General features: G+C 74.4%; 23 protein-coding genes. 12 read left to right on the forward strand and 11 right to left on the reverse strand.

The genetic code is table 11. The annotated features are described in order from the left end of the window. Positions 1-7 precede the first annotated feature (7 nt). The 4 genes from FJR00_RS11345 to ligD form a co-directional block, all read right to left on the reverse strand. Complete coding sequence (locus FJR00_RS11345) at positions 8-922, reverse strand: polyphosphate kinase 2 family protein (RefSeq protein ID WP_141338840.1); 915 nt, start codon at positions 920-922, stop codon at positions 8-10. Positions 923-983: 61 nt separating this feature from the next. Then, positions 984-2,165, reverse strand: coding sequence for an alpha/beta hydrolase family protein (locus tag FJR00_RS11350; RefSeq protein ID WP_141338841.1), 1,182 nt, complete (start codon positions 2,163-2,165; stop codon positions 984-986). Beyond that, positions 2,162-3,262: an ATP-dependent DNA ligase gene (locus tag FJR00_RS11355; protein ID WP_141338842.1), complete on the reverse strand. Its 1,101-nt coding sequence runs from the start codon at positions 3,260-3,262 to the stop codon at positions 2,162-2,164. The genes FJR00_RS11350 and FJR00_RS11355 overlap by 4 nt, the downstream gene beginning before the upstream one ends. A gap of 4 nt (positions 3,263-3,266) precedes the next feature. Then, positions 3,267-4,358, reverse strand: coding sequence for a non-homologous end-joining DNA ligase (gene ligD, locus FJR00_RS11360; protein ID WP_141338843.1), 1,092 nt, complete (start codon positions 4,356-4,358; stop codon positions 3,267-3,269). Between the two features lie 163 nt (positions 4,359-4,521). On the opposite strand from ligD, the gene FJR00_RS15775 reads away from it, so the two are divergent. Next, complete coding sequence (locus FJR00_RS15775) at positions 4,522-5,214, forward strand: hypothetical protein (RefSeq protein WP_181409606.1); 693 nt, start codon at positions 4,522-4,524, stop codon at positions 5,212-5,214. Between the two features lie 126 nt (positions 5,215-5,340). Then, positions 5,341-5,757, forward strand: coding sequence for a peptide-methionine (R)-S-oxide reductase MsrB (gene msrB / locus FJR00_RS11370; protein ID WP_141338915.1), 417 nt, complete (start codon positions 5,341-5,343; stop codon positions 5,755-5,757). Between the two features lie 7 nt (positions 5,758-5,764). On the opposite strand, the gene FJR00_RS11375 is transcribed toward msrB, so the two are convergent. From FJR00_RS11375 to hemG, 3 genes are read right to left on the reverse strand one after another with little or no spacing between them, the layout of a single operon-like run. Beyond that, positions 5,765-6,133: an HNH endonuclease gene (locus FJR00_RS11375; protein ID WP_075956864.1), complete on the reverse strand. Its 369-nt coding sequence runs from the start codon at positions 6,131-6,133 to the stop codon at positions 5,765-5,767. A gap of 31 nt (positions 6,134-6,164) precedes the next feature. Next, positions 6,165-6,872, reverse strand: coding sequence for a hydrogen peroxide-dependent heme synthase (hemQ, locus tag FJR00_RS11380; protein WP_141338844.1), 708 nt, complete (start codon positions 6,870-6,872; stop codon positions 6,165-6,167). A gap of 46 nt (positions 6,873-6,918) precedes the next feature. Next, positions 6,919-8,331 carry a protoporphyrinogen oxidase gene (gene hemG, locus FJR00_RS11385; RefSeq protein ID WP_141338845.1) on the reverse strand — a complete coding sequence of 471 codons (1,413 nt, stop codon included), beginning with the start codon at positions 8,329-8,331 and terminating at the stop codon, positions 6,919-6,921. Between the two features lie 41 nt (positions 8,332-8,372). On the opposite strand from hemG, the gene nadE reads away from it, so the two are divergent. Then, positions 8,373-9,218 carry an ammonia-dependent NAD(+) synthetase gene (gene nadE / locus FJR00_RS11390; RefSeq protein WP_141338846.1) on the forward strand — a complete coding sequence of 282 codons (846 nt, stop codon included), beginning with the start codon at positions 8,373-8,375 and terminating at the stop codon, positions 9,216-9,218. Positions 9,219-9,263: 45 nt separating this feature from the next. On the opposite strand, the gene hemE is transcribed toward nadE, so the two are convergent. Further along, positions 9,264-10,313 (reverse strand): uroporphyrinogen decarboxylase, encoded by a 1,050-nt coding sequence (gene hemE, locus FJR00_RS11395; RefSeq protein WP_181409607.1) that lies wholly within the window; start codon positions 10,311-10,313, stop codon positions 9,264-9,266. Positions 10,314-10,414: 101 nt separating this feature from the next. Here hemE and FJR00_RS16005 point away from each other — a divergent pair, with 101 nt between their 5' ends. The 8 genes from FJR00_RS16005 to FJR00_RS11430 all read left to right on the forward strand — a co-directional run bounded on the left by FJR00_RS16005 (position 10,415) and on the right by FJR00_RS11430 (position 18,637). Then, complete coding sequence (locus FJR00_RS16005) at positions 10,415-11,077, forward strand: DUF3000 domain-containing protein (protein ID WP_272949582.1); 663 nt, start codon at positions 10,415-10,417, stop codon at positions 11,075-11,077. Then, positions 11,074-12,336 carry an HRDC domain-containing protein gene (locus FJR00_RS11400; protein WP_202876658.1) on the forward strand — a complete coding sequence of 421 codons (1,263 nt, stop codon included), beginning with the start codon at positions 11,074-11,076 and terminating at the stop codon, positions 12,334-12,336. The genes FJR00_RS16005 and FJR00_RS11400 overlap by 4 nt, the downstream gene beginning before the upstream one ends. Positions 12,337-12,393: 57 nt before the next feature. Next, complete coding sequence (locus FJR00_RS11405) at positions 12,394-13,923, forward strand: helix-turn-helix domain-containing protein (protein WP_141338849.1); 1,530 nt, start codon at positions 12,394-12,396, stop codon at positions 13,921-13,923. A 33-nt stretch (positions 13,924-13,956) separates the two neighbouring features. Continuing rightward, positions 13,957-14,751, forward strand: coding sequence for a spermidine synthase (locus FJR00_RS11410; protein WP_141338850.1), 795 nt, complete (start codon positions 13,957-13,959; stop codon positions 14,749-14,751). 158 nt (positions 14,752-14,909) lie between these two features. After that, positions 14,910-15,329: a hypothetical protein gene (locus FJR00_RS11415; protein WP_141338851.1), complete on the forward strand. Its 420-nt coding sequence runs from the start codon at positions 14,910-14,912 to the stop codon at positions 15,327-15,329. A 98-nt stretch (positions 15,330-15,427) separates the two neighbouring features. After that, positions 15,428-17,128 carry a sensor histidine kinase gene (locus tag FJR00_RS11420; RefSeq protein WP_141338852.1) on the forward strand — a complete coding sequence of 567 codons (1,701 nt, stop codon included), beginning with the start codon at positions 15,428-15,430 and terminating at the stop codon, positions 17,126-17,128. After that, positions 17,125-17,766, forward strand: coding sequence for a response regulator (locus FJR00_RS11425; RefSeq protein ID WP_141338853.1), 642 nt, complete (start codon positions 17,125-17,127; stop codon positions 17,764-17,766). The genes FJR00_RS11420 and FJR00_RS11425 overlap by 4 nt, the downstream gene beginning before the upstream one ends. A gap of 85 nt (positions 17,767-17,851) precedes the next feature. Further along, a complete protein-coding gene (locus FJR00_RS11430) occupies positions 17,852-18,637 on the forward strand; it encodes a glycerophosphodiester phosphodiesterase family protein (RefSeq protein WP_141338854.1) in 786 nt (261 codons plus the stop codon). 28 nt (positions 18,638-18,665) lie between these two features. On the opposite strand, the gene FJR00_RS15780 is transcribed toward FJR00_RS11430, so the two are convergent. Both FJR00_RS15780 and FJR00_RS11440 read right to left on the reverse strand, forming a co-directional pair. After that, the gene (locus FJR00_RS15780) at positions 18,666-20,642 is read right to left on the reverse strand and encodes a DUF6541 family protein (RefSeq protein ID WP_181409608.1); all 1,977 of its coding nucleotides are present in this window, start codon (positions 20,640-20,642) and stop codon (positions 18,666-18,668) included. Then, complete coding sequence (locus FJR00_RS11440) at positions 20,639-21,967, reverse strand: nucleotide sugar dehydrogenase (protein ID WP_141338855.1); 1,329 nt, start codon at positions 21,965-21,967, stop codon at positions 20,639-20,641. Before FJR00_RS11440 ends, FJR00_RS15780 begins: the two co-directional genes overlap by 4 nt. Positions 21,968-22,041: 74 nt before the next feature. On the opposite strand from FJR00_RS11440, the gene FJR00_RS11445 reads away from it, so the two are divergent. Next, the gene (locus tag FJR00_RS11445) at positions 22,042-22,977 is read left to right on the forward strand and encodes an alpha/beta hydrolase (RefSeq protein ID WP_141338856.1); all 936 of its coding nucleotides are present in this window, start codon (positions 22,042-22,044) and stop codon (positions 22,975-22,977) included. Positions 22,978-23,020: 43 nt separating this feature from the next. On the opposite strand, the gene FJR00_RS11450 is transcribed toward FJR00_RS11445, so the two are convergent. Beyond that, a complete protein-coding gene (locus tag FJR00_RS11450) occupies positions 23,021-25,288 on the reverse strand; it encodes a glycosyltransferase (protein WP_181409609.1) in 2,268 nt (755 codons plus the stop codon). Between the last annotated feature and the right edge of the window lie 18 nt (positions 25,289-25,306).

Raw genomic sequence — 25,306 nt, forward strand, 5'->3', positions numbered from 1 at the left:
CGTCCGGTCAGCTGGCGGCGAGCCTCTCCTGCTCGGCCTCCACGTCGAAGTCCGCCGGCGGCCACCGCAGGTCCAGCGCACGCAGGTGCTCCAGGAGCAGCCGCTGGACGGCCAGCCGGGCGTACCACTTGCGGTCGGCCGGGACGACGAACCACGGTGCCGCCTCGGTGCTGCACCGGTCCATCACGGCCTGGTAGGCCTCCTGGTACGCCTCCCAGTGCGCCCGCTCGTCGACGTCGCCGGGGTTGTACTTCCAGTACTTGTCCGGCCGCTCCAGCCGCTCGGTCAGCCGCTCCTTCTGCTCCTCCGGGGAGATGTGCAGCATCACCTTGATCAGGGTCACGCCGTCGTCCACCAGGCCCTGCTCGAACTCGTTGATGGTCGCGTAGCGACGCGCCCACTGGGCCGGAGGGACGAGGTCGTGCACCCGCACGACCAGCACGTCCTCGTAGTGCGACCGGTCGAAGACGCCGATCATCCCGGCCTCAGGCAGGGCCTTGCGGATGCGCCAGAGGAAGGGGTGCTGCTTCTCCTCCTCGGTCGGCTTCTTGAACGCGCGGATCTGCACGCCCTGGGGGTCTACGGCCCCCACGACGTGTCGCATGATGCCGCCCTTGCCCGCGGTGTCCATGCCCTGGACCACCAGCAGGACACGGCGCCGGTCCCCCGCCGTGCTGCCGGCGAAGAGCATCTCCTGCAGCGCGTCGAGCTCGTCGTCGACCTCCTGGAGCGCCGCCTTGCCCTCCGCCTTCCCCCCGTCGAACTCCGGGGTCGCCCGGGGGTCGACGTCGGCCAGCACGAAGTCGTCCCCGACGCGCAGCGCGTCGCTGAACGGGGTCCCCGCGTCGGTCTCGACGACGGGGTCAGGGGTGCCCGCCGGCTCCGCCGCGGTCTTCTTCTGCTTCTTCTTGCTCTTGCCCATCGGCCCATCCTGGCAGAGCCCCCCCGGGGTGGGCGCCGCCGACGGCACGGCGCCCACCGGGTCATCGGACGAAGCTGGCGACCAGGTCCTCCCACAGCGCCGGGTTGGTGTTCCACTCCTGGCAGTGGCGCGCCCGGGGCCAGACGAAGGTGTGCACCATGCCGGGACGTCTGCGGGCGAGGTCCTGCGAGGGACCGAAGGGCACCGTCTCGTCGGTCGCGGAGTGGATGATGAAGATCCGGTGGCTGACCTCGTCGGCGCGGTCCACCCAGTTGGTCGCGGCCACGTCCACCGGCTCGGCGATCCGCAGCAGGTGGCGCGAGGCGCGCGAGCGCATGAGCGAGCGGGCCAGGTGGTCGATGGGACGGGGTATGAAGTGCAGGTCCGCCTGGTGCGCCAGCACCGACCCCCAGTCGATCACCGGTCCGTTGAGGACGACCCGGTGCACACGGTGGGCCACGTCGGACCGGTTGAGCGCCTGCAGGACGATCGCGCCGCCCATGGACCACCCCACCAGCACCAGCCGCCGCGCGCCGTGCGCGAGGGCGAACCGCATCGCGGCGTCGATGTCGCGCCACTCGGACAGGCCCAGGCTGTACCGGCCGTCCGCCGACGGGGGTGCTCCGATGTCGTTGCGGTACATCGGGACCAGACTGGTGAAACCGAGCCGGTGGAGGACGGGCAGGGCACGCAGGCACTCCTCGCGCTGGGCGCTGCGGCCGTGGACGAGGATCGCCCAGTCCCCGGTGTCGGCGTCCGGGTCGGCGGCGACCCGCCAGGCGGGCAGGTCCCCGACGTCGGAGGTGACGACGACGTCCTCGTGCTCCAGCCCGAGCGCCGACCGTGGTGTGCCGCAGTAGAAGTACTTGTTCCACCTGGCGCTGCCGGGGGCCAGCTCCCCACGGTCCACGCCCAGCAGGCGACGGGTCACCGTCGCCGGGGACCGCCGACCTCGCACAGGCGTGTCCCCGGGCTCGACCACCTCGCCCAGTCGGGCGTGGCCGGCCCCGCCGTCCAGCCACAGCCCGTAGCGGCCCGACGCCGTGGTCCAGGCCGTGGCCCGCAGCGTCACCGTGTCCTCGCCGACCTCGACGATCGTGGTGTCGTCCTTCTTCTCGTGCTCAGGGGTGATGATGCGGTGGGCGAAGTAGGTGGCGGTGCCCATCGACACCGCTCCGCCGAGGGCGGCGCCACCGACCACGCCGGCCCCGACCGAGGCCGCCCGCCGGGCCCCGCTCGTCATCGACCCACCCCCAGCACGTCGGCCAGGTCGAAATCGGCCGGGCGTTCCAGCTGGTCGTAGGTGCAGCTGCGCGGGTCGCGGTCCGGGCGCCAACGCACGAACTGGGTCGTGTGCCGGAACCGCTCCCCCTCGAGGTAGTCGTAGCGAACCTCCACGACGCGTTCCGGCCGCAGGGGCACGAACGACAGGTCCTTTCCCGCCGCCCACCGCGACTGCTCGCTCTTGCGGGGGGTGCGCTCGCCGGCCAGGTGGCGCGCCCAGTCCCACGGGTGGCCGTCCAGGTCGGTGACGAGCCCCTGCAGCTCGACGAACAGCTCCCGTCGGCGCTTCATCGGGAAGGACGAGGCAACGCCCACGCTGGCCAGCGTCCCCTCCTCGGTCCACAGGCCCAGCAGCAACGAGCCGATCGCCTCGTCGTCGGTCTTGTGCGTCCGGTAGCCGGCGACCACGCAGTCCGCCGTCCGCTCGTGCTTGAGCTTGGTGAGCACCCGCTTCCCGGGCTGGTACGGCGCGTCCGGGTCCTTGGCGATCAACCCGTCGAGCCCCGCCCCCTCGAAGTCCTGGAACCAGCGCATCGCCACGGCCTCGTCGTCGGTGACCGGGGACAGGTGCACCCCGACCGGCCGGCCGTCCTCGACGCCCCCCGGGGTGCCCAGCCCGCCCAGCGCCTCGTCCAGCCGCGCCCGCCGCTCGCGCAACGGCATATCCGTGAGGTCCTCGTCCCCCAGGGCCAGCAGGTCGAAGGCGACGAACGTCGCCGGTGTCGCCCCGGCCAGCATCCGCACCCGGGAGTCCGCGGGGTGGATCCGCTGCTGGAGCGCCTCGAAGTCCAGCCTGGTGCCGTCTGCGGTGGCCACGACGATCTCCCCGTCGACGACGCACCGCTCCGGCAGGTGCGCCCGGACGGCCTCCACGACCTCGGGGAAGTAGCGGGTCAGCGGCTTCTCGTTGCGACTCCCGAGGACCACCTCGTCGCCGTCGCGGAAGGCGATCGAGCGGAAGCCGTCCCACTTGGGGTCGTACCACCAGCCCGCGGGCAGCGTCTTCAGCGGTTTGGCCAGCATGGGCGCGACGGGTGGCACGACGGGCAGGTCCACGGGGTCAGTCTGCCCGATCCGGTCCGGCCGACGGTGGCTCCACGCGGTTGCCGTGCTCGTCCCAGTGCTCGGCGACCTTCTTGCTGGGCTGCACCCGCGGCGGTTCGCCCGGCATCTTGGGGTGGTCCGGCGGGAAGCTCAGCTCCCCCAGGCCGCGCTCCAGGTCCGCCTCCCACAGGGCGTGCGCGGCGGCGAGGTCGGCCGGGTCCTCGTGCAGGTCGGCCCAGGGGTCGCCGTGCTCGGCCAGCCACCCCGGGACCGTGTGCACCGTCAGGGTCGTGGGATCGACCTCGTCGAGCTGCTCCCAGGAGACCGGCACCGACACCGGCGCGCCAGGCAGGATACGGGGGCTCCAGGCGGCCGCGAGGGTGCGGTCGCGGGTGGCCTGGTTGTAGTCGACGAAGATCCGCTCGCCCCGCTCCTCCTTCCACCAGGCGGTGGTCACCAGGTCGGGCAGCCGACGCTCCAGCTCGCGGGCGATGCCGATGACGGCGTGCCGCACGTCGAGGAACTCCAGGGTCGGGCGCACCGCGGCGAAGACGTGGACGCCCCGGCTGCCGGTGGTCTTGACGTAAGGGTCGAGCCCCACCTCGGCCATGACCGTCCGCAGGCCGTGCGCGGCCTCGACCACGTCCCGGTAGTCGCGGCCCGGCTGCGGGTCCAGGTCCACCCGCACCTCGTCGGGGTGATCGTTGTCCCCGGTGCGCACCGGCCAGGGGTGCCAGGTGACCGTGCCCATCTGCGCGGTCCACAGCAGCGTGGCCGGGTCGTCGACGACCAGCTGCGGGTGGCTGCGGCCGCTGGGGTAGGTGACCATCGTCGTCCGCGCCCACTCCGGGACCCCCTTGGGAGGGTTCTTGGAGTAGAACTCCTCCCCCTCGATCCCCCCGCGGACCCGTTGCAGGGTCACCGGGCGGTCGGCGAGCCCGCGCAGCATCGGCTCCGCGACGGCCTGCAGGTATGCCGCCAGGTCGGCCTTGGTGATCGCTGCGCCTCGGTCCGTGGCGGGCCAGACGACCTTGTCCGGGCTGGAGAGGCGGACCTGCCGGTCCGTCCCGTCGGGTCCGGGAGCGGTCAGGGTGAGGGCCTCGGGCATGGCCCCAACCTACCGAGCCGCCCGCCCGTGCGATGTGACCAAGATCACTGGGGATGAAGTGCACCACAGTGGGCGGTTTCGGCGGGATGATCAGCACAGGTGCCGCTCGGCACCTGCCTGACGGGCCGTCCAGGGGACGGCCCCGGTTCGAAGGGGAACCATCATGCGCACCACCACCCGCACCCTCACCACCGCCCTCCTCGCCGCCCCGCTCGTCGCGGGCGCGGCCCTGTCGGCGACGGCCGCACCGCCGGACAGCTCCCGGTACGTCGAGTCGGGCGCCTACGCCGCGGCCTACGGCACCCTCGTCGGCCAGGTCGACGGACTTGACGGCAACGTGCACCTGGTCGACGTCTCGGCCCAGGTGGGCAGGCAGTACACCGACGTCTACGCCTACATCGACAGCTACGCCTGCGACGGCGGCGTCACCGACCCGTGGTCGGAGGAGGGCTGGGAGTCCTGCACGGACGTCGAGGACGCGATGCTTTTCCTCGCCGACCTGGGCGACGCCTCCGTCTGGATCGACCGCCGGGGCGGCTCGGCGACGGTCGAGGCCGAGCTGGCGGTGGGCCGTTGGGAGTGCGAAATGTACGAGGACTACGAGGAGTGCTACCTGGTCGAGACCGAGGAGACCATGTCGGTGGACCTCGCGCTGACGGCGTTGACCAAGAAGGCGGCCACCTACCGGGCCACGGAGAGCTACCGCGACCCGGTCAGCGGGTTCTTCTACAAGGGCATGCGCACCGAGAGCACCCGGCAGGCCGCGGTGGAGGGCACCGTCGGCGGGGCCTCGTTCGACCACGCCGAGGGCTACCTGGGCACGTTCTCCTTCCGCGAGATGACCAGGCAGCGCTGACGGACCGTCCGGGCGGTGCGGCACGGAAGCGGCCGCACCGCCCGGGAACAACTCCGCGCGCACGTCGTTGACCACGACATGGCCCACCACCACAGCACCCCCGCGACCGACGCCGCCAAGAACGCGATGGCATACCCCACCGCCCGTCCCGAGGACGAGTGGAGGACGCAGCTGACGCCGGAGGAGTACCACGTCCTGCGCGAGGCGGGCACCGAGCGTCCCTTCGTCGGGGAGTACACGAACACCACCACCGAGGGCGTATACAGCTGCCGCGCCTGCGGGGCCGAGCTGTTCCGCTCCGAGACCAAGTTCGAGAGCCACTGCGGCTGGCCCAGCTTCTACGCCCCGCTGGCCGAGGACCGCGTCCAGTACATCGAGGACAACTCCCTGGGCCGCACCCGCACCGAGGTGCGCTGCGCCTCCTGCGGCTCGCACCTGGGGCACGTCTTCGAGGGCGAGGGCTACGAGACCCCCACCGACCTGCGCTACTGCATGAACTCCATCGCGATGACGCTGCAGCCGGCGGAGGGCGACCGGGGCTGAGCGCGCCTCACCCCGTCACCGGGTCGTGGTCGGCCGCCCTGCCGGCCACGACCGCCGTCAGCTCGGCGTGCCGGACCAGGAAGGCCCGTTCGTCGAGCTTCTTGCGCCGCAGCCAGACGGTGACCTCGGTGGAGCACTTGCTCGCGTTGCACGACCGGCAGGCCGGCACGACGTTGTCGAGGGTGTAGCGCCCGCCCCGCGAGATCGGCAGCAGGCAGTCCTTCTGCAGGCCTGGCGTCCTGGCGCCGCAGTAGGCGCAGCCGGCCCACGCCTCGACCAGCAGCGCCCACTGGGCGGGTGTGAGGTCGTGCTCGACCCGGGCCATCCGGCGCGCGCGCCGGCGCGAGGCGCGCGCCGAGCGGGTGCGGGAGACCATGACCGCGAGGGTATGCCGCGGCGCGCCCGGCTCAGGGGAGGCTGGCGACCAGCTGGCCCAGCTCCACCCGCGGCCCGGTGAAGAACGGGACCTCCTCGCGCACGTGCAGCCGGGCGTCCGTGGCCCGCAGGTCGCGCATGAGGTCGACGATGCGGTGCAGCTCCTCGGCCTCGAACGCCAGCAGCCACTCGTAGTCACCCAGGGCGAACGCCGAGATCGTGTTGGCCAGCACGTCCTTGTAGCCCGCGGCCGCCTGGCCGTGCTCGCGGAGCATCCGGCCGCGCTCGGCGGGGTCGAGGATGTACCACTCGTAGGAGCGCACGAAGGGGTAGACGCACAGGTACTTCCCCGGCTCGTGGCCCGAGAGGAACGCCGGCACGTGCCCGCGGTTGAACTCCGCGGGCCGGTGCAGCCCCACGACCGACCAGACGGGGTCCAGGTGCCGGCCCAGCTCGGTCCGGCGCAGGCGCTGGTAGGCCCGCTGCACCGTCTCCACCTCCTCGGCGTGCCACCAGACCATGAGGTCGGCGTCGGCGCGGAGGGCGGAGACGTCGTAGACGCCCCGCACGACCAGGCCCTCGTCCTCGAGCTCGGCGAAGAGGCTCTCGACCTCGGCCACCAGACCGTCGCGCTCGTGCGGCAGCGGGGCCGCTGCCCGGAACACCGAGTACGCGGCGTAGCGGACGGTAGCGTTGATCTCGTCGACCTGCTCGGACGTGGGCGGCGTGTAGGACGTCATGGCGGCATTGTCCCCGCTCCGGCTGGACGGGGCCCGGCGGGGTGCCTCACCCCAGGTCCTCGACCGCCCGGCGCGCCGAGGCGATGCAGGCCTGGATGCCGACCCCGTCGAAGGCCGCCCCGCACGCCGCCAGGCCGGGCACGGACGCCAGGGCCGCACGCACCCGCGCGATCCGGTCCTGGTGCCCCACGGCGTGCTGCGGCAGGCCGCCGCCCCACCGCTGGACGTGGGCGTCCACGGGTGAGGGAAGGTCCCGGCCGAGGGCCGCGGCCAGCTCGGAGCGGCACACCGCGACCAGGTCGGCGTCGGGCACCTGCAGGGTGGCCTCCTCGCGGTGCCTCCCCACGGAGACGCGCAGCAGCGTCAGGTCCTGCCCGTCGGGGCCGGCGCCCCGCCCGGCCTCGCGCACCCAGTCCCACTTGGCCGCGCTGAAGGTGGACGCTTTGACGGTCCGGCCGTCGACGGGGGGCACGAGGAAGCCGGACCCCTGCAGCTCGCCCAGCTCGCGGCTCCCGTAGGCGAGGGTGACCACCGCCATGGACGCGGTCTCGACCTCGCCCAGCAGTCCGGCCGCCTCCGGCGACACCGGCCGCAGCAGGCGGGCGGCGGGCGCGGCCGGGACGGCGAGCACGACGCGGTCCGCCAGGTATGACGTGGGCCGGGGCCGCGGGCCGGTCACCACCTCCCAGCCCCCGTCGGGACGCCGGTGCAGCTCCCGGGCCACCGTCCCCAGGACGACCCGGGCACCGCGCGACTCCAACGACCCCGCCAGCGCGGCCGGGAGCCGGTGCAGCCCTCCCGCAAGGGTGGCGAACACCGGTCGGGGTGCGGGGGCCTGCGTGCCGCCCCCTGCCGGGACGACCCGGTCCACCGCGGCCAGCAGCGGCTCCCCCGTCCGCGCGGCGGCCAGGAGCCCGGGCAGCGCCGTGGCGGCGGAGAGGAGGTCGGCCGACCCGGCATACACCCCGCCCAGCAGCGGCTCGACGAGCCGGTCGACCACGGCCCGCCCCAGGCGGGACCCGACGAGCTCCCCCACGGACACGTCCTCGTCCGGTCCCGGGCGGACGCCGGGGGTCTCGTGACGCACCCGGTCGACCTCGTCGTCGGTGAGCAGGCCCGTCAGCGTCCCCGGGTCGGCCGGCACCCCCATGAGGGTCCGTGGCGGGACGCGGTGCAGGCGCCCGCGGGACCAGATCTGGGCGGAGGCTCCCGTGGGGTGGACGACCTGCCCCCCGAGACCGGCGTGCTCCATCAGCTCCAGCGCCTCGGGCCGGCGGGCCAGCACCGCCTCGGCCCCCACGTCCACGCTCACCCCGGCCACGGCACCGGCGCGGATCTTGCCGCCGACGCGGTCGCTGCCCTCGAGGAGGGTCACCTCGGCCGTGGGGTCGCGCCGGAGGAGCTCGTCGGCCGCCGTGAGGCCGGCGACGCCGCCGCCGACGACGAGGTAGGAGGTCATCCGCCCAGCGTCTCACCCCGTCCCTAGCTAGAGTCGGCCGCATGACCGACCGACAGACCCAGGACGAGATCCGTGCGGCCCTCGAGGTCGTCGACCCGGACACCTTCGACGCGGCCGCGGAGACCGAGCGCCGGATCTCCTTCCTGGCGGAGTACCTGCGCCGGACGGGCACCAAGGGCTATGTGCTCGGCATCAGCGGCGGGGTCGACTCCACCGTGGCGGGGAGGATGGCGCAGCTGGCCTGCGAGCGGGTGCGTGCCGAGGGCGGCGAGGCCGCGTTCGTCGGCGTCCGGCTGCCCTACCGTGTGCAGGCCGACGAGGACGACGCGCAGGCCGCGCTGGAGTTCATCGCCCCGGACGAGGTGATGACCATCGACATCGGCCCCGGGGTGGATGCCCACTGGCAGGCGATGCTCGACGCGGGCCTGGACGTGCACGACGACGTGGACGAGTACCACAAGGGCAACGTCAAGGCCCGCCACCGGATGGTCACGCAGTACGCGATCGCCGGGGCCCGCGGGATGCTGGTCCTGGGCACCGACCAGGCGGCCGAGGCGATCGTGGGCTTCTACACCAAGTACGGCGACGGGGCGGCCGACGTCACGCCGCTCTTCGGCCTGCCCAAGCGGGGCGTGCGCGACGTCGGACGGGTCCTGGGTGCCCCGGACCCGCTGGTGGACAAGGTGCCCACCGCGGACCTGGAGAGCGACCGGCCGCTGCTGACCGACGAGGAGGCCCTGGGCGTCACCTACGTGGCGATCGACGACTACCTCGAGGGGAAGCAGATCGCCGAGGAGGACGAGGCCACGATCCTGGGCTGGTACCGCCGCACCGCCCACAAGCGCGCCCTGCCGGTCACCCCGGACGGCTTCCTCGGCGACCGCTGACCCTCCACCAGGGGCCGGGACGCCGGGCGCAGGTCTTCCGGGGCGTCAGCGCCGCGACACCTCGTGCACCAGCTCCACCACCCGGCTGAGCACGTCCGGGTCGGTCGCGGGGAGCACGCCGTGGCCGAGGTTGAAGATGTGGCCCGGGGCCCGCCGGCCCTCCTCGACGATCTCGCGCACCCTCCGCTCCAGCGCGTCCCAGGGGGCGAACAGCAGCGCGGGATCCAGGTTGCCCTGCACGGCATACCGGCCCCCGGTCCGCTCGACCGCGTCGGGCAGGCTGACCCGGTAGTCCACGCCGACGACGTCCGCCCCCGCCTCGGCCATCTGCGCGAGCAGCTCGCCGGTCCCCACGCCGAAGTGGATCCGGGGCAGGTCGGGGTGCGACCGTCCCATCCCTTCCAGCACGGCGCGACTGTGCGGCTCGACGAACCGGAGGTAGTCGGCCCGCGAGAGGTGGCCGGCCCAGGAGTCGAACAGCTGCACCGCGGAGGCGCCCGCGTCTGCCTGCACCCGCAGGAAGGCCAGCGAGATCTGGGCCAGCCGTGCGCACAGGTCGTGCCACAGCTGCGGGTCACCGTGCATGAGCGCCTTGGTGCGCTCGTGGTTCTTCGACGGTCCGCCCTCGACGAGGTAGGAGGCGAGGGTGAACGGGGCTCCCGCGAACCCGATGAGCGGGGTGTCCCCGAGCTCGGCGACGAGCAGCCCCACCGACTCGGTGATGTCCGGCACGTGCTCCGGCGTCAGCTCGGGCAGCCGGTCCAGGTCCGACCGCTCCCGGACCGGCCGGGCCACCACCGGGCCGGTGCCCGGCACGATGTCCAGGTCCAGGCCGACCGCCTGCAGGGGCACGACGATGTCGCTGAAGAAGATCGCGGCGTCCACGCCGTGCCGTCGGACCGGCTGGAGGGTGATCTCGGTGACCAGCTCCGGCGTGCGGCAGGACTGCAGCATCGGCACGTCCGCGCGGATCGCGCGGTACTCCGGCAGGGAGCGCCCGGCCTGACGCATGAACCACACGGGGGTGTGCGGAACGGGCTGCCGGCGGGCGGCACGGACGAGGACGCTGTCGGCCTGGGGGGTGGGAACGCTCACCCCGGAAGTGTCCCACGCGGAGCCCGGCGGGCCCCTGTCCACGGACACGCGGTCGGCCTCGCCTCCACGCCGCAGCCGCTGGTGCGGCCTACTGTGGAGGCGTGGTGAGCCGCGGATCCGGACCTCGCCCGCGGTCGGGGACCGCGGGCCGCTCCACGGCGTCGGGACCGGCGGGGACCTCCGCCGTCTCCCCGTTCGCGCTCGCCCTCGACGGCATCCGGCTGGCCACGACCCGTCCCGAGCTGCGGCTGGAGGAGGTGCCCGCCCCGACCCGGCTGGCCCCGCAGGCGGTCGCCCTCTCGGGCGAGGTGGTCCCCAGCCACCTTACCGAGGACGACGACGCGATCGCCACCGGCCGGTTCGTCCTGCTGCACGACCCCGACTGCCCCGAGCCCTGGGAGGGGCCGTGGCGGATCGTCAGCTACGCCAAGGCCGAGATGGAGCCCGAGGTGGGTCACGACCCTCTTGCCGGTCAGGCGGGATGGTCCTGGCTGACCGACGCCCTCGAGGCCGCGGACCTGACGTGGGCGGCCCCGGCGGGCACCGTCACCTGCGTGACGTCCGAGAGCTTCGGCGCGCTCGAGGACCGGCCGCCCACCGTGGAGCTGGAGCTGCGGGCCTCGTGGACGCCGGTCCTGACCCCGGGCCGCGAGGCCGAGGAGACGGCCGCCCACCTGGGGGCGTGGGGAGACCTGCTGTGCACGCTGGCCGGCCTGCCGCCGCTGCCGGAGGGGGTCGTGGCGATCACGGGGTTGCGCCGGTGAACCAGCCCCGCGGGGACGACCGGGAGGTCGCGCTCGAGGACTTCGAGCCGCTGGACGCCCCGGTGGAAGGCGTTCCCGCCGTGGTCGAGACGCCGTCCCGGCTCGCCGAGCTGGCCGAGGCGCTCGCCGGTGCCGAGGGACCGGTCGCCGTCGACGCCGAACGGGCCTCGGGCCACCGCTACGGTCAACGGGCCTACCTGCTGCAGCTGCGCCGGGAGGGGGCCGGCACCTGGCTCGTCGACCCGGTCGCCCTCGAGGACCTCTCCCCGGTGGCCCGGGCGATCGACGGGGTCGAGTGGGTGCTGCACGCCGCCACCCAGGACATTCCCTGCCTGGCCGAGGTCGGGCTGCGACCCACCAGCCTCTTCGACACCGAGCTCGGTGCCCGGCTCGCCGGGCTGCCCCGCGTCGGCCTGTCGGCCTCGATGGAGTACTACCTGGGCGTCACCCTCGCCAAGGAGCACTCGGCGGTCGACTGGTCGACCCGGCCGCTGCCGGAGCCCTGGCTGCGGTACGCGGCCCTCGACGTCGAGCTGCTCGTCGACCTGCGGGACCGGATGGAGCGCGACCTCGCCGAGCAGGGCAAGCTCGAGTGGGCCCGGCAGGAGTTCGAGGCGCTCGTCTCCTTCGTGGGGCCGCAGCGCGACGACGAGGACGCCTGGCGCCGCACGAGCGGCGCGCAGCGGGCCCGCCGGCCCCGCCAGGCCGCGGCCCTGCGGGAGCTGTGGCTCGAGCGCGACCGGCTCGCGCGGGAGCGGGACGTGCCTCCCGGCCGGATCCTGCCGGACGCCACCCTCGTCGACCTCGCCGCCCGCCTCCCCCAGCACGCCGCCGACCTTGCCGGCGGCAAGACCGAGCGCAGCCACGCCCGCCAGCGCCGGGCCGACCAGGGCCTGGCGCGGCACCAGCGGATCTGGCTGGCCGCGCTGCGGCGGGCGGCCGACCTCCCCGAGGACGAGCTGCCCCCGCCACCCCCGCGGCCGGACGGCCCTCCCCCGCCCCGGGCGTGGGCCGACAGGGACCCCGAGGCCGCGGCCCGGCTCGAGCGGGCCCGCGCCGGGCTCGCCGAGCTGTCCGAGCGGGTGGACGTGCCCGTGGAGAACCTGATGACCCCCGACCTGGTGCGCCGGGTGCTGTGGGAGCCCCCGTCACCGGCCACGCCGGAGGCGCTGGAGGCCGCCTTCGCCGATCTGGGGGCGCGCCCCTGGCAGCGCGAGCTCGTGGTCCCGGTGGTGCACTCGGCACTGAGGTCGGGCTGACCTCGACCGACGCGCGCGGTCCCGCGTCTATCTCATATGTGATCTACAGTGGCCGTCATGACTGAGAGCTACCTCTCCCGCATCGGCGGCCTGATCCGCGACGCCCGTCGGCACAAGGACCTCACCCAGGCAGAGCTCGCCCAGCTCCTCGGCACCAGCCAGAGCGCCGTGGCCCGCATCGAGCAGGGCAAGCAGAACCTCTCCCTGGAGATGATCGCCCGCATCGGGGAGAAGCTGGACTCCGAGATCGTCCAGGTCTCCTCGGGGGTGCCGCAGAACCTGCGGATCGTCGGCGGGGGCAAGCTCTCCGGCGAGATCGACGTGCGCACCTCCAAGAACGCCGCCGTGGCCCTGCTGTGCGCCTCCCTGCTCAACAAGGGGCGGACCACCCTGCGCAACCTGGCCCGCATCGAGGAGGTCAACCGGATCACCGAGGTGCTGACCTCGATCGGCTTCAAGATCCGGTGGCTGCCGGACTCCTCCGACCTGGAGATCGTGCCGCCGGAGACGATCGACCTCGACGCGATGGACGAGACCGCGGCCCGGCGCACCCGCACGATCATCATGTTCCTCGGTCCCCTCATGCACGAGTTCGAGACCTTCGAGCTGCCCTACGCCGGCGGCTGCGACCTGGGCACCCGCACCGTCGAGCCCCACATGATCGCGTTGCGGCACTTCGGGATCGACGTGACGGCCACCACGGGGTCCTACCACGTGTCGGTGGACCGCACCGCCAGCCCCCAGCGTCCCATCGTGCTCACCGAGCGCGGCGACACCGTCACCGAGAACGTCCTGCTGGCCGCCGCCCGCCACCCGGGCACCACGGTCATCCGCAACGCCTCCTCCAACTACATGGTCCAGGACCTGTGCGTCTTCCTCCAGCAGCTGGGCGTGACCATCGAGGGGCTGGGCACCACGACGCTCACCGTGACCGGCGTGGAGCGCATCGACCAGGACATCGAGTACTCCCCCTCGGAGGACCCGATCGAGGCGATGAGCCTGCTGGCGGCGGCGGTCGTCACCGGCAGTGAGATCACCATCAGGCGGGTGCCGATCGAGTTCATGGAGATCGAGCTGGCCGTCCTGGACACGATGGGCTTCGAGTGCGAGCTCTCCGAGGAGTACACCTCGGCCAACGGGGTGACCCGGCTCGTCGACCTGCGCACCGTGCCCGGACCGCTGAAGGCGCCGCTGGACAAGATCCACCCGCTGCCCTTCCCCGGCCTGAACATCGACAACCTGCCGTTCTTCGCGATCATCGCGGCGTGCGCGCACGGCTCGACGCTCATCCACGACTGGGTCTACGAGAACCGCGCCATCTACCTCACCGAGCTCACCACCCTGGGGGCCAAGGTCCACCTCATGGACCCGCACCGGGTCATGATCGAGGGGCCCACGAAGTGGCGCGCCGGCGAGATCATGTGCCCGCCCGCGCTGCGCCCCGGCGTCGTCATCCTGCTGGCGATGCTCGCGGCTCCCGGCGTCTCGGTGCTGCGCAACGTCTACGTGATCAACCGCGGCTACGAGGACCTGGCCACCCGGCTCAACGCCCTCGGGGCCCAGATCCAGACCTTCCGGGACATCTGAGCCGCGCACCGGACGCCGGCCACGGCATACCCGATGAGCATCGTCTGGGACGAGCGGGGCGGTGCGACCGTCGTCCGCGACGGGCACCCGCAGTCCTACGTCGACCCCGACGACCCGCTGCTGCTGGTCTTCGAGTACGTCCAGCAGTTCGCCCTCGTGCTGGAGTCCCTGCGCCCGGACCCGGCGCCGCTGGCGGTCACCCACGTGGGCGGAGCCGGTATGACGCTGGCCCGCTGGGTGCACCGGATGCACCCGGGGTCCCCGCAGATCGTCCTCGAGCCCGACATCGCCCTGACCGACCTGGTCCGCCGGGAGATCCCGCTGCCCCGGGGCCACCGGATCAGGGTGCGACCGCTGACCGGGCAGGAGGGGATCGCCGGGCTGAGGGACGGGTCGGCCGACGTGCTGGTCGTGGACGCCTACGACGACGGGCGGCTGCCCGCCGAGCTGGCCGGCCGCCGGTGGGCCCGGGAGTCGGCACGCGTGCTGGCGCCCGACGGGCTGCTGCTCGTCAACGCCGCCGACTCCCCCGGACTGCGCTGGGTCACCCGGCTGGGAGCGACGCTGCGGACCGAGCTGCCCCACGTGGGCCAGCTGGTCCTGCGGGAGGTGGCCAAGGGGAAGAGGTTCGGCAACGTGGTCCTCGTGGCCTCCAGGGCGCCGCTGGACGACGTCACCCTGACCCGGGCCGCGGCGCGGGCGAACTTCCCGACGACCTGGCGGCCCAGCGCGCAGCTCGCGGCCGCCGAGCGGGGCGTGCCGCCCTTCGAGGAGGTCGGCGAGGCCTCTCCCCCGCCGCCGGACGACGGCCCGCTGCGGCTGCGGTAGGCCCTGCCGTCAGGGAGAGCCTCATCCTCGGGGCGGACGACGCTCGTCCCGCCGGATGAGCAGGTTCGTCCTCCTGGCGGTCGTGGTCGGCGACCGGCCACCGGTGCACTGGAGGGCAGCGGGCGACGCCGGGTCGCCCCGCCACGGAAGGAACACCCATGCACCGCATCGTCCGCCGAGGGCTCCTGGCCACCGCGGCCGGCACCGCCGCCGTCGCGATGGCCGCCGGGTCCGCCTCGGCCCATCACTGCTTCGTCCCGATGTACACCCTCAACGGGCCCAGCTCCCCCAACTGGTTCGTCGTCTCGGCCGAGGAGGGAGCCATGTTCGAGGCGGGGTACGTCACCGCCTGCGAGGGTGCCGTGGACGCGGGGTACGCCGCGCTCCACGAGGCCGGGCTCCCGGTCGCCATCAAGATCTTCGAGAAGATGACGATCGGGGACCCCAAGGGGACGGGTCGGATGAATCCCAACGGGGCCGACGGCCGGGGCCTGGAGTACTTCGGCGCCGGTTCCACCCTTCCCTTCGAGATGGTGGGCACCTACATCGAGGGAGCCGAGTCCCACGACTGCGGCTGAGCCCAGCGGAGGAGACCGCCGCTCTGCTGCGCGGCCCAGGGTTGCCCAGCTCGGGGGGCTGGGCGATCCTGGGCCGGACGGCGTCGGAGAGGGGTGAGATGGCCAGGACGAGGTCCGCCCACCGCCGGACCCTGGTGACGGTCGGGGCGGTCGTGCTGACCGGCTGCGCCCTGGCCACCCTCACCCTGCTGCTCACGTCGCCGGAGAGCCCCGTCCTGCTGTGGTTCGCCGCCGCCTACGTCTGGTCGGTGGCCGGCCTCGTCCTCGGGGACGTCCTGGCGGCGCGCCGTGCCCTGCGCGACGAGGAGGCCCGGTTGCGGGCGGACGCCGGCGTGTCCAGCCACGTCCTGGCCGACCGGGCCGTGCACGAGGAGCGCCGCCGGCTGGCCGTCGACATCCGCGGCGTCCTGGTGGACACCCTCACCCAGGTCCGGGACGGGGCGGAACGCGCCTTGACCCGTCCGGCCGGCGACGCGGGCGCCGGGGACGCGGGCGCCGGGGATGCCCTGGTGGCCTCGCTGCGCACCAGGACCCAGGTCGCGACCAGCGAGCTGCGCCGGCTCCTGGGCATCCTGCGGGTGGCCGACGGGACGGACGGCCCCGTCCACGACCCGGTGAACGAGCAGGAGGAGGTGCCTCCGGCCGCAGGCCCCGCGCGGGCCACCGACCAGGCATGGAGGCCACCCCGACGGGACGTCGTCGAGACCGCGGTGATCGTGGCCCTGGGGGCGGCGGAGGCCGTCATCAACACCTCCGCCCGTGACGGAGCGGTGGCCGTCGGGGTCGTCGTGGCGACCGTCCTGGCGGCTGGCGCGTTCGTCGGTCGCACCGTCGCGCCCGTCGTCACCGCCGTCGTCCAGTCCCTCGTCTTCGCCGTGGCCTCCTGGCTGGGTGCACCGGTCATGTCCGGCGTGTGGCTCGTCCGTGGCGTCGGCGCGGTGCTGTGGCGCACCGCCTCCGGGGCCCCGGGTAGGGCTGAGCTCGGGGCCGCGCTGCTGCTGGCCACGACGGTGCTGGCCAGCCGTCAGCAGGAGCCCGCCCTGGGTGTCGGCGCGACGGCGGCGGTCGTCGTGATGGCCCTGACCGGTGGCCTCCTGCGGTCCAGGACGGCCCGCCGGTCCGCGGCCGCCACCGAGGCGGCCACGCTGCTGCGCCGCCGGACCGCCCACGAGGTGGCCCTGGCCGTGACCGCCGAGCGCGTCCGCATGGCCCGCGAGCTGCACGACGTGGTCTCCCACAGCGTCGGCCTCATCTCGATGCAGCTCAACGTCCTGGAGGTCGCGACGACGCCGGAGGCCCGCGTCCGGGCGCTGCGCGACGTCGTGGCCACCAGCGACGAGGCCCTGCGCGAGCTCACCCCGCTGGACCGGTTCGAGGAGATGCCCGCGGTCGGACCCCGCACCGTCGAGGACGTCCTGGCTCTCGTGGACCGCGTGCGCGCCACGGGCGGCTGCGTCGGCCTCACCCTCGTGGGCGAGCCGCCCGCGACCCAGATGGGCGTGGTCTACCGCGTCCTCCAGGAGGCGCTGACCAACACCATGCAGCACGCGCCGGGCGCCGACGTCGCCGTGCGGGTCCGCACCACCGCGGACGGCACCTGGCTCTCGGTGCACGACGACGGACCCGGTCCGGCTGGCCAGCCGGTGCGCCGCTACGGCATGGTGGGACTGCGTGAGCGGGTCGCGCTGGCCGGCGGGACCCTCGAGGCGGGCGGCGACGCCACCCGGGGCGGTTTCCGGGTCGACGCCTTCCTGCCCGCCCCCACCCGGGCGGCCCGGACCACGGAGGTGCTTGGATGAGCGTCCGCGTCATGCTCGTCGACGACCACGCCTCCATGCGGGCGGGCCTGTCGATGGTCCTCGCCAGCGACCCGGAGATCGACGTCGTCGGGGAGGCCGGGAACGGCGCCGAGGCGGTGCGGGTTGCCATCGAGCGCCGCCCGGACCTGGTCTTCCTGGACGTGGAGATGCCCGGGTGGAACGGCGTGCGCACCACCACCGAGCTCCTCCGGGTCCTGCCCGAGGTCCGCATCCTCGTGCTGACGATGTTCGACCTGGACGAGTACGTCGCCGGCGCGATGCAGGCCGGCGCCCACGGTTTCCTGCTCAAGACCGCGGACGCCCGCGAGCTGATCGCCGCCGTCCACGCGTGCGCGGCCGGCGAGGCCGTGCTGACCCCGGAGGTCCTGTCCCGGGTGGCCGCGCACTTCGTCCGCAGCCACTCCGTCCGCCCCCGGGAGGGGCTGGACCGGCTCACCGAGCGGGAGCGGGAGGTGCTGGCCCTCATGTGCCAGGGCCTGTCCAACGGTGAGATCGCCGCCCGGCTCGTCGTCGAGCTGGCCACGGTCAAGAGCCACGTGGCCCACATCCTGCAGAAGCTGGCCGCCCGTGACCGGCTGCAGGCCGTGGTCATGGCCTACCGGGCCGGGCTGGCCTGAGATGTCCCGTGCCGGCCTCCGCGGGACGGGATCCGGCCCGCGCCGTTGCCCGGTCACGGGGGCCCGGCCCGGTTAGTCTCGGACCGTGCGCACGGCATACCTGGACCATCCCGGTCCGATCGCCATGGCCCACCGGGGGTTCGACGACACCGGCAGGGGGCTGGAGAACTCGCTGCCCGCCTTCGAGGCTGCGGTCCGGCTGGGCTACCGCTACGTGGAGACCGACGTCCACGCCACCCGCGACGGCGTCGTGGTCGCCTTCCACGACGAGACGCTGGACCGGGTGACCGACCGCCGCGGGGCGATCCCCGAGCTGTCCTGGCGCGAGGTGTCGCGTGCCCGCGTCGGCGGTGCCGAGCCGGTCCCCCAGCTGGAGGACCTCCTGGGCTCCTGGCCCGAGCTGCGGGTCAACATCGACATCAAGAGCCCGGGCGCGATCCTGCCCCTCGTCCGGGTCATCGAACGCACCCGGGCCCACGACCGCGTCTGCGTGACCAGCTTCTCCGACCAGCGCCGGGACGCGGCCGTGATGCGCCTGACCCGCCCGGTGGCCACCTCGGCCGGTCAGCGCAGCACCGCCTCCTTCCGGGCCGCGGCCGAGCTGCCGCCGCTCATCCGGTCCACGGTCGTGGCCCGCAGCCTGGGCCGCGTGGACGGCCTGCAGGTGCCGGCGGAGCACCGCGGCATCCCGGTGGTGACGCCGACGACCGTGGCCGCGGCGCACGAGGTCGGCCGCTTCGTGCACGTGTGGACCATCGACGAGCCGGCGGAGATGCACCGGCTGCTCGACCTGGGGGTCGACGGCATCATGACCGACCGCGCGGACGTGCTCAGGGAGGTCCTCCGGCAGCGGGGGCAGTGGCACGACTGACCGCTCCCGCCCTCCACCGGCCGGTCGCTCACCGGTCGCAGCCGGTGAACTCCCACAGCGAGGCGTGCCCGCCCTCGTCGACCTTCCGCCATCCCTCGACGCCAGGGGTGATGTTGCGCAGGCCTGGGGTCGTCTCCTCCCACTTGGCGTTGAGCTCGTCCTCGAACGTCAACGAGTCCGCGTAGACGTGGGTCACGCCCAGGTCCCGGACCGCCTCGCAGACCGCCAGGTCGGTGCGCCACTCGTGGAACCGCTGCTCGAGCACGTTGCGCGCCGGCGAGCCGGGGATCGGGCTGAGCTGCGGGAAGACGACCTGCACGTCGGCCCGGTGCAGCAGGTAGGGCGAGCCGGCCACCGCCTCGCCCAGGACGACGGCGTCGTCGGGCAGGGTCTCGGCGGCCCGGTCGACCATCGCGATCTCCTCCGGCTCCAGGATCGTCCCCCAGGCGATGGGGTATGCCGTGTAGGTGGAGGCCATCACCTGCACGTGCGAGGTCCACCGCAGCCCCGAGGTGAGCAGGACCACCGCGACGACGAGGAGCCCGGCCGTGGCGGCGACGGGCACGCGGAGCTGCTCGGCGGCCCGCCGGGCCAGCCAGGACCCGCCGCCCGCCGCCAGGACCACGGCCGGCACGAGCAGGAGCTGGTTGACCCGGGACGCCTGGGTGTACCAGAAGCCCGCGAGCACCCGCAGCGGCTGCTCCGGCGGACCGGCCGCCAGGAGGGTCACGGCCGCCGCGGCGACGAGCGCCGCGACCAGCCAGCGGGCGTGGGTGCGGCGGACCGTCAGCGCGACCCCGGTCGCCACGAGCACCGCACCCACGAGGTTGACCGAGGTGATCTTGTAGACGTAGATCAGCGGGTGGTCGATGAGCAGCGAGCCGACGCCCGGCAGGTAGGAGTCCTGGCCGCCGCGCTGGTAGTCCATGATCGAGCGCACCGGCGGGAAGGTCACCAGGAAGGTGATCACGCCCACCACGAGGAAGACCCAGGCCGCCATGAGCGACCAGGCCAGCACCGGCCGGCCCCTCCGGGCTGTCCGCCGCAGCTGGCGGGCCAGCAGGACGGTCAGCAGCGGCAGACCCAGCAGCAGCAGCGAGAAGACGCCCGAGGGGTGGGCCAGCACGACGCCGACGACGGCCCAGCCCAGGCCGAGCGCCAGGGCCAGGTGCATCTGCCAGGAGAGCACCCCGCGCAGGGTGGCGATGACCAGGGCGATCGTCCCCGGCAGGCAGGCCACCGAGAGCGCGAACGGCCAGACGGCCAGCATCGAGACCGCGACGTCGGGGAAGGTCACGTAGGAGGCCGCCAGCACCGGCACGAGCACGGCCGGCAGCGCGCGGGCGGGGAAGACGACCCGGGCCAGCGCCACCAGGCCGGCTACCCAGATGACCGCCCCGACGACGAGGGAGGAGCTGTTGGCGGCCTCGGTGACGCGGTCGAAGCCGGGTGCCACGGCCACGATGCCGTGCCAGGTGGCGGGGTAGAACGGGGCGGCGTTGTCGGCGTACATCGGCGCCAGCCCCCCGAGGGAGCTGGCGTTGCCGGTGTCCCGGACGAACCACAGGGCGTTGAGGTGGAAGACGGCGTCCCAGGCCTGGGGCGGCTGGTCGGCCCGGCCCATGCCCCGCATCATGGCCGCGGCCACGACGCCGCCGCCCAGGGCCCACGACAGCGTCAGCCAGGCGCGGTCGTCGGTGCGTAGGCGCCGTTCCCCCGCGACGGTGACCCCGGCCGGGTCGGTGGTGGTGCCCAGCACGCGACCCAGGACGGCCGCCAGGACGACCGCGCCCGCCAGCCCGGCCAGCAGGGTGGCCAGCGACCACTGCACGCCCAGGAACGGGTAGGCCATGGCCAACGTCCCGGACAGCCCGGTGGTGACGGGGGCCCCCGCTCCCAGGGCCAGCAGCCCCCGCGCCCCCAGGAGGCGCAGCACGGCATACCCGGGAAGGACCCAGAGCAGGGCGAGCCCGACGATCCCGGGAGCCGCCTCCGGCCAGCTCATGCGGGAGCCGGTTCACCCCCGCCGATCGTCAGCCGGGGCACGCCGGTGAAGCGGGCGGGGTCGGTGACGCGGCGGCCGTCCAGGAGCAGGCGCAGCCCGGGCAGGTCGTCGGTGGACAGGGTGGCGTACTCGGGGTGGTCGGCCTGGACGATCGCGACGTCGACGGGCTCGCCGAGGGAGTAGGGCTCCCACCCGTGGCCGGCGAGCTCGTCGTCGGTGTACATCGGGTCGTGCACGAGCACCTGGGCCCCGCGGGAGCGCAGCGCGTCCACGGTGGCGAACACGCCGGAGAACGCGGTCTCCTTGACCTTGCCCCGGTAGGAGGCTCCGAGCACGACGACCCGCAGCCCGGACAGCGACCCCAGGAGGGCCTCGGCGCGGGAGACGGCGTACTCGGGCATGGCCGCGTTGGCCGCCCGGGCGGTCGAGACGACGGTGGCGTCGGCGTCGGTGGACAGGTAGAGCCGCGGGTAGACCGGGATGCAGTGCCCCCCGACGGCGATGCCGGGGGTGTGGATGTGGGAGTAGGGCTGGGAGTTGCAGGCCTCGATGACCGTGTGCACGTCGATGCCGGCGGAGTCGGCGAACCGGGCGAACTGGTTGGCCAGGCCGATGTTGACGTCCCGGTAGGTCGTCTCGGCCAGCTTGGCCATCTCGGCGGCCTCGGCGCTGCCCATGTCCCAGACCCCGTTGGGCCGGGGCAGGTCGTCGCGGTCGTCGAAGTCCAGCACGGCCTCGTAGAACTCCACGGCCCGGGCGGTGCCGGCCTCGGTCAGGCCGCCGACGAGCTTGGGGTAGCGGCGCAGGTCGGCGAACACCCGCCCGGTCAGCACCCGCTCGGGGGAGAACACAAGCCAGAAACCGTCGGAGCCGTCCTCCGGCGACTCGGTCAGCCCGGAGATCCGTTCGATCATCGGCTTCCACCGGGTCCGGGTGGTGCCCACCGGCAACGTGGTCTCGTAGGAGACCAGGGTGCCGGGGGTCAGGTGCGCCGCCAGCGACCGGGTCGCGTCGTCCATCCAGCCGAAGTCGGGCGCTCCGGTGGCCTCGTCGACGAAAAGCGGCACCACCAGCACCACCGCGTCCGCGCCCGGGATCGCCTGCCCGTAGTCGGTCGTGGCCCGCAGCCGACCGGCCGGGACCAGCTCGGCGAGCTTGTCGGCCAGGTGGTCCTCCCCCGGGAACGGCTCGGTGCCGGCGTTGACCAGGTCCACCACCCGCTGGTCCACGTCCACCCCGACCACCTCGTGGGAGGGGTCGGCGTCGGCGAACTGCACGGCCAGGGGCAGGCCGATCTTGCCGAGGGCGACAACGGCGATCTTCATGCGGAGGCGTCCGTCCTGGAGGGGGCTGGGTGCCCGCCCAGGATACGTGGGCGCGCGCCGCATACCCTGACGACGTGACCGCACCGAGCACCGCGACCTTCTCCCTTCCGGCCCCCGACGGGACCGTCCTGCACGGACGCAGCTGGCTCCCGGACGGTCCGCCGCGGGCCGTCGTGCAGCTGGCCCACGGGATGGTCGAGCACCTCGGCCGCTACGACCACCTCGGGCGGCGCCTGGCGGCGGAGGGGTATGCCGTGCTCGGCGCCGACCACCGCGGCCACGGGGCCACCGGCGACGGGCCCGGGTCGCTGGCCCACCTCGCGGACGAGGCCGGCTTCGCGCTGGCCGTCGACGACCTGCTCGTGGTCACCGGGCACGCACAGGCCGAGCACCCCGGCGCGCCGGTCGTGCTGCTCGGCCACTCGATGGGTTCCTTCCTGGCGCGGGCCTACGCCGCCCGTCACGGCGACCGCCTCGCGGCGCTCGTGCTCTCCGGCACGGCCGGGCACCCCGGGGCGCTCGGCCGCGTCGGGCTGGCGCTGGCCGAGCTGGAGGTGCGGCTGCGGGGACCGCGGGTCCGCAGCCGGATGATGGAGGCCCTCGTCCTGGGTCCGAACAACCGTCCGTTCCGCCCGAACCGCACCGACTTCGACTGGCTGTCCCGGGACACCGCCCGGGTCGACGCCTACGTCGCCGACGCGCTCTGCGGAGGGCACGGCACCGCCGCCTTCTACCGCGACCTGCTCACCGGCCTGCTCTGGGTGGGCGAGCCGGCCGTCGCGGCCCGTGTCCCCGCCGACCTGCCCGTCCTCGTCGTCTCCGGTGAGGTCGACCCCGTGGGTGGTGCGCCCGCGGTGGCCGAGGTCGCCGGGCTGCTGCGAGCGGGCGGGGTGCGGGACGTCACCGAGCGGGTGTGGCCGGACGCCCGCCACGAGGTGTTCAACGAGACCGACCGGGACGAGGTCCTCGACGACGTCGTGGGCTGGCTGGACGCGCACCTGCGGCGCTGAGCCGGGGGCTCCCCCGGGCCGCGCCGCGGCGAGGGCGCCCTCTTCAGGACCGGCGGGCCGCGAGCGAGGCGGCCATGAGACGCAGCGGCGCCTCCCGGTGCAGCACGTGCCGCCAGGAGGAGGGCAGCAGCGTGCGCGGCCGGCCGTGCCGGCGTCGTGCCGCGGCCAGGGCCAGGAGCCGGTCGGCGGGCAGGCCGGGGTCCAGGACGGCCTCGAGCAGGTCGGCGTCGGCCAGGCTCAGCGGGTCGGCGCAGCCTGGTGCCGCCGCGAGCACCCGGCGGGTCACCCGGGCCAGCTCCGCGCGCTCGGCCGGTGTCCACCAGGCGGGGTCCGGCCGCGTGGGCACGGACCCGAAGACGTGGATGCGCAGCACCTTGGTGCCCAGGGCCTGCCGGGCCGCTCGTGGGAGAGCCTGCGTCGCCGGCAGGTCCCAGAGCGCGTCGACGCTGCGCAGCTGCTCCTGCAGGGGCCGCGGGTCATAGGTGACCCGGTCGGTCGCGTCCTCGTGGATCCGGTAGGGCGGGGCATCCCGGGCCAGGACGACGCGGGCCCGGGACCACAGCGCCGTGACCATCGGCACGTCGCCCCCGACCTGTGCGCCCTCGAGCAGCCGGGCGCCGGGCAGCCGCAGTGCTCCCCGGGAGAGCAGACCGAGCGGGGCCGAGCGGTAGCTCAGCCGGTCCCGTACCAGGTCGAGGTGGTCGCGCCGCCCGGGGCGGACGGGGGGTGTCGGCACGGTGCGGCCGGCCAGCTCCAGGGGTGGGACCACCACGACCGGGTCGTCGGGGTCGAGATCCTCCGCGGCGGCCAGCCAGCCGGACAGGGCACCGGGGGCCAGGGTGTCGTCCGAGCCCATGATCGCCGCCCAGGGTGCGGTGGCCGCGTCCAGCCCGGCGTTGAACGGGCCGCTGGGGCTGGCGACCCCGTCGTGGAGCTCCAGCAGCCTTACCCGGGGGTCGTCGCGCACCTCCTGGGGCAGGGTGGCCCGGATCACGCCCGGGTCGACGTTGTGGCAGACGACGCTGACCCTGACCCCACCGCCGCCGACGTCGTCGGTGAGCGCGGAGGCGACCGCCCGGCCCGTCCGGCGGTCCGGGGAGTGGGTCGCCACGACGAAGTCGACCAGCGGTCCGTCGTCCTCCGGGACCGGATGGTCCTCCGGGGCCGGGCCGTGGTCGCCGGCGGGGCGTCGGCCGCCCCTGGCCGTGGCGTAGACCTCGTCGACGCGGTCGGCGTAGCGGTCGGGGCCGTAGCGACCGGCCACCGGGTCGGCGATCTCCTCGGCCGAGGTGGTGGCCGAGGCACGCCACACCCGCTCGACGGCGTCGGCCCAGACGGCCGGGGGCGCGCCGGGCCGGACCAGCGCCCCGGCCGGGGGACGGACGAAGGCCCGGGGGCCGCCGCTGTCGCCGACGACCACCGGCCGGCCGGCGGCCAGGGCCTCGGCGGCGGCCACACAGAACGTCTCCGCCCGGCTGGGCAGGAGGAAGAGGTCGGCCTCGGCGACCACCGCCTGCACCTGCTCCGGCGGCAGCGGACCGGTGAGCCGCGCCGGCACCCCCATGCCGCGGGCGGCAGCCTCCACCCGGTCGTGCAGGGGCCCCTCCCCCACCCAGGTCAGCCTGGCGTCGACCCCCCGTCGGCGCAGCTCGGCGGCCGTCTGCACGGCGGTGAGGGGGTCCTTGCGTCCGATCAGCCCGCCGACGCCGACGAGCTCGAACGGGCCGCGGGCCGCCAGCGGCTCCTGCGGCCGCCGACGGGGCGCGAGGGCAGGTGGCCGGGTCACGATGTTGGGCACCACCGCCACGGGCCCGGCGCGGTGCCGGCGCACCTCCGCGGCCAGCTCCTCCCCCACGACGGCAACCACGTCCGGGCCGGCCAGCAGGTGCCGCACGACCCTGCGGGCCAGGCGCAGACCCGCGGAGAGCGTCCCCGGCGCGCCGAGGCCCGACCAGTGCTCGGTGTGCACCCACGGCACCGCGGGCCGCCACCGGACCGTCGGCAGCAGGGCGGAGACCGCCATCGTGTGGACGAGGTCGGCCGACCGCGCCTCCCGTCGCAGGACCCGGGCGGTGCGCAGCACGTGGTCCGGGCGGCGCGGGTCCATGACGAGGCGCCGGACGGGCACCCGGGCTCGCACGCCCTCCCCTGCCGGGTCCTCCCCTGAGCCGGGAGCGAGGCGGGGCGCCACCAGGTGGAGGACGCGCACGTCGTGGCGGTCGGCCAGCGCGGAGACGTCCCGGGCCACGAACACGCCCGTGCCCGGGGACGACGGGGTGGGGAACCAGGTCGTCACCACCAGCACGCGCACAGGGCCCAACCTACCGGG

Source organism: Ornithinimicrobium kibberense, assembly GCF_006519705.1.
Taxonomy (GTDB): Bacteria; Actinomycetota; Actinomycetes; order Actinomycetales; family Dermatophilaceae; genus Ornithinicoccus; species Ornithinicoccus kibberensis.

Coding starts and splice junctions, on each gene's coding strand:
- FJR00_RS11345 (WP_141338840.1), bottom strand. CDS start 922: ATGGGCAAGAGCAAGAAGAAGCAGAAGAAGACCGCGGCGGAGCCGGCG.
- FJR00_RS11350 (WP_141338841.1), bottom strand. CDS start 2,165: ATGACGAGCGGGGCCCGGCGGGCGGCCTCGGTCGGGGCCGGCGTGGTC.
- ligD (WP_141338843.1), bottom strand. CDS start 4,358: ATGCCCGAGGCCCTCACCCTGACCGCTCCCGGACCCGACGGGACGGAC.
- FJR00_RS15775 (WP_181409606.1), top strand. CDS start 4,522: ATGCGCACCACCACCCGCACCCTCACCACCGCCCTCCTCGCCGCCCCG.
- msrB (WP_141338915.1), top strand. CDS start 5,341: ATGGCATACCCCACCGCCCGTCCCGAGGACGAGTGGAGGACGCAGCTG.
- FJR00_RS11375 (WP_075956864.1), bottom strand. CDS start 6,133: ATGGTCTCCCGCACCCGCTCGGCGCGCGCCTCGCGCCGGCGCGCGCGC.
- hemQ (WP_141338844.1), bottom strand. CDS start 6,872: ATGACGTCCTACACGCCGCCCACGTCCGAGCAGGTCGACGAGATCAAC.
- hemG (WP_141338845.1), bottom strand. CDS start 8,331: ATGACCTCCTACCTCGTCGTCGGCGGCGGCGTCGCCGGCCTCACGGCG.
- nadE (WP_141338846.1), top strand. CDS start 8,373: ATGACCGACCGACAGACCCAGGACGAGATCCGTGCGGCCCTCGAGGTC.
- FJR00_RS11405 (WP_141338849.1), top strand. CDS start 12,394: ATGACTGAGAGCTACCTCTCCCGCATCGGCGGCCTGATCCGCGACGCC.
- FJR00_RS11410 (WP_141338850.1), top strand. CDS start 13,957: ATGAGCATCGTCTGGGACGAGCGGGGCGGTGCGACCGTCGTCCGCGAC.
- FJR00_RS11415 (WP_141338851.1), top strand. CDS start 14,910: ATGCACCGCATCGTCCGCCGAGGGCTCCTGGCCACCGCGGCCGGCACC.
- FJR00_RS11420 (WP_141338852.1), top strand. CDS start 15,428: ATGGCCAGGACGAGGTCCGCCCACCGCCGGACCCTGGTGACGGTCGGG.
- FJR00_RS11425 (WP_141338853.1), top strand. CDS start 17,125: ATGAGCGTCCGCGTCATGCTCGTCGACGACCACGCCTCCATGCGGGCG.
- FJR00_RS15780 (WP_181409608.1), bottom strand. CDS start 20,642: ATGAGCTGGCCGGAGGCGGCTCCCGGGATCGTCGGGCTCGCCCTGCTC.
- FJR00_RS11440 (WP_141338855.1), bottom strand. CDS start 21,967: ATGAAGATCGCCGTTGTCGCCCTCGGCAAGATCGGCCTGCCCCTGGCC.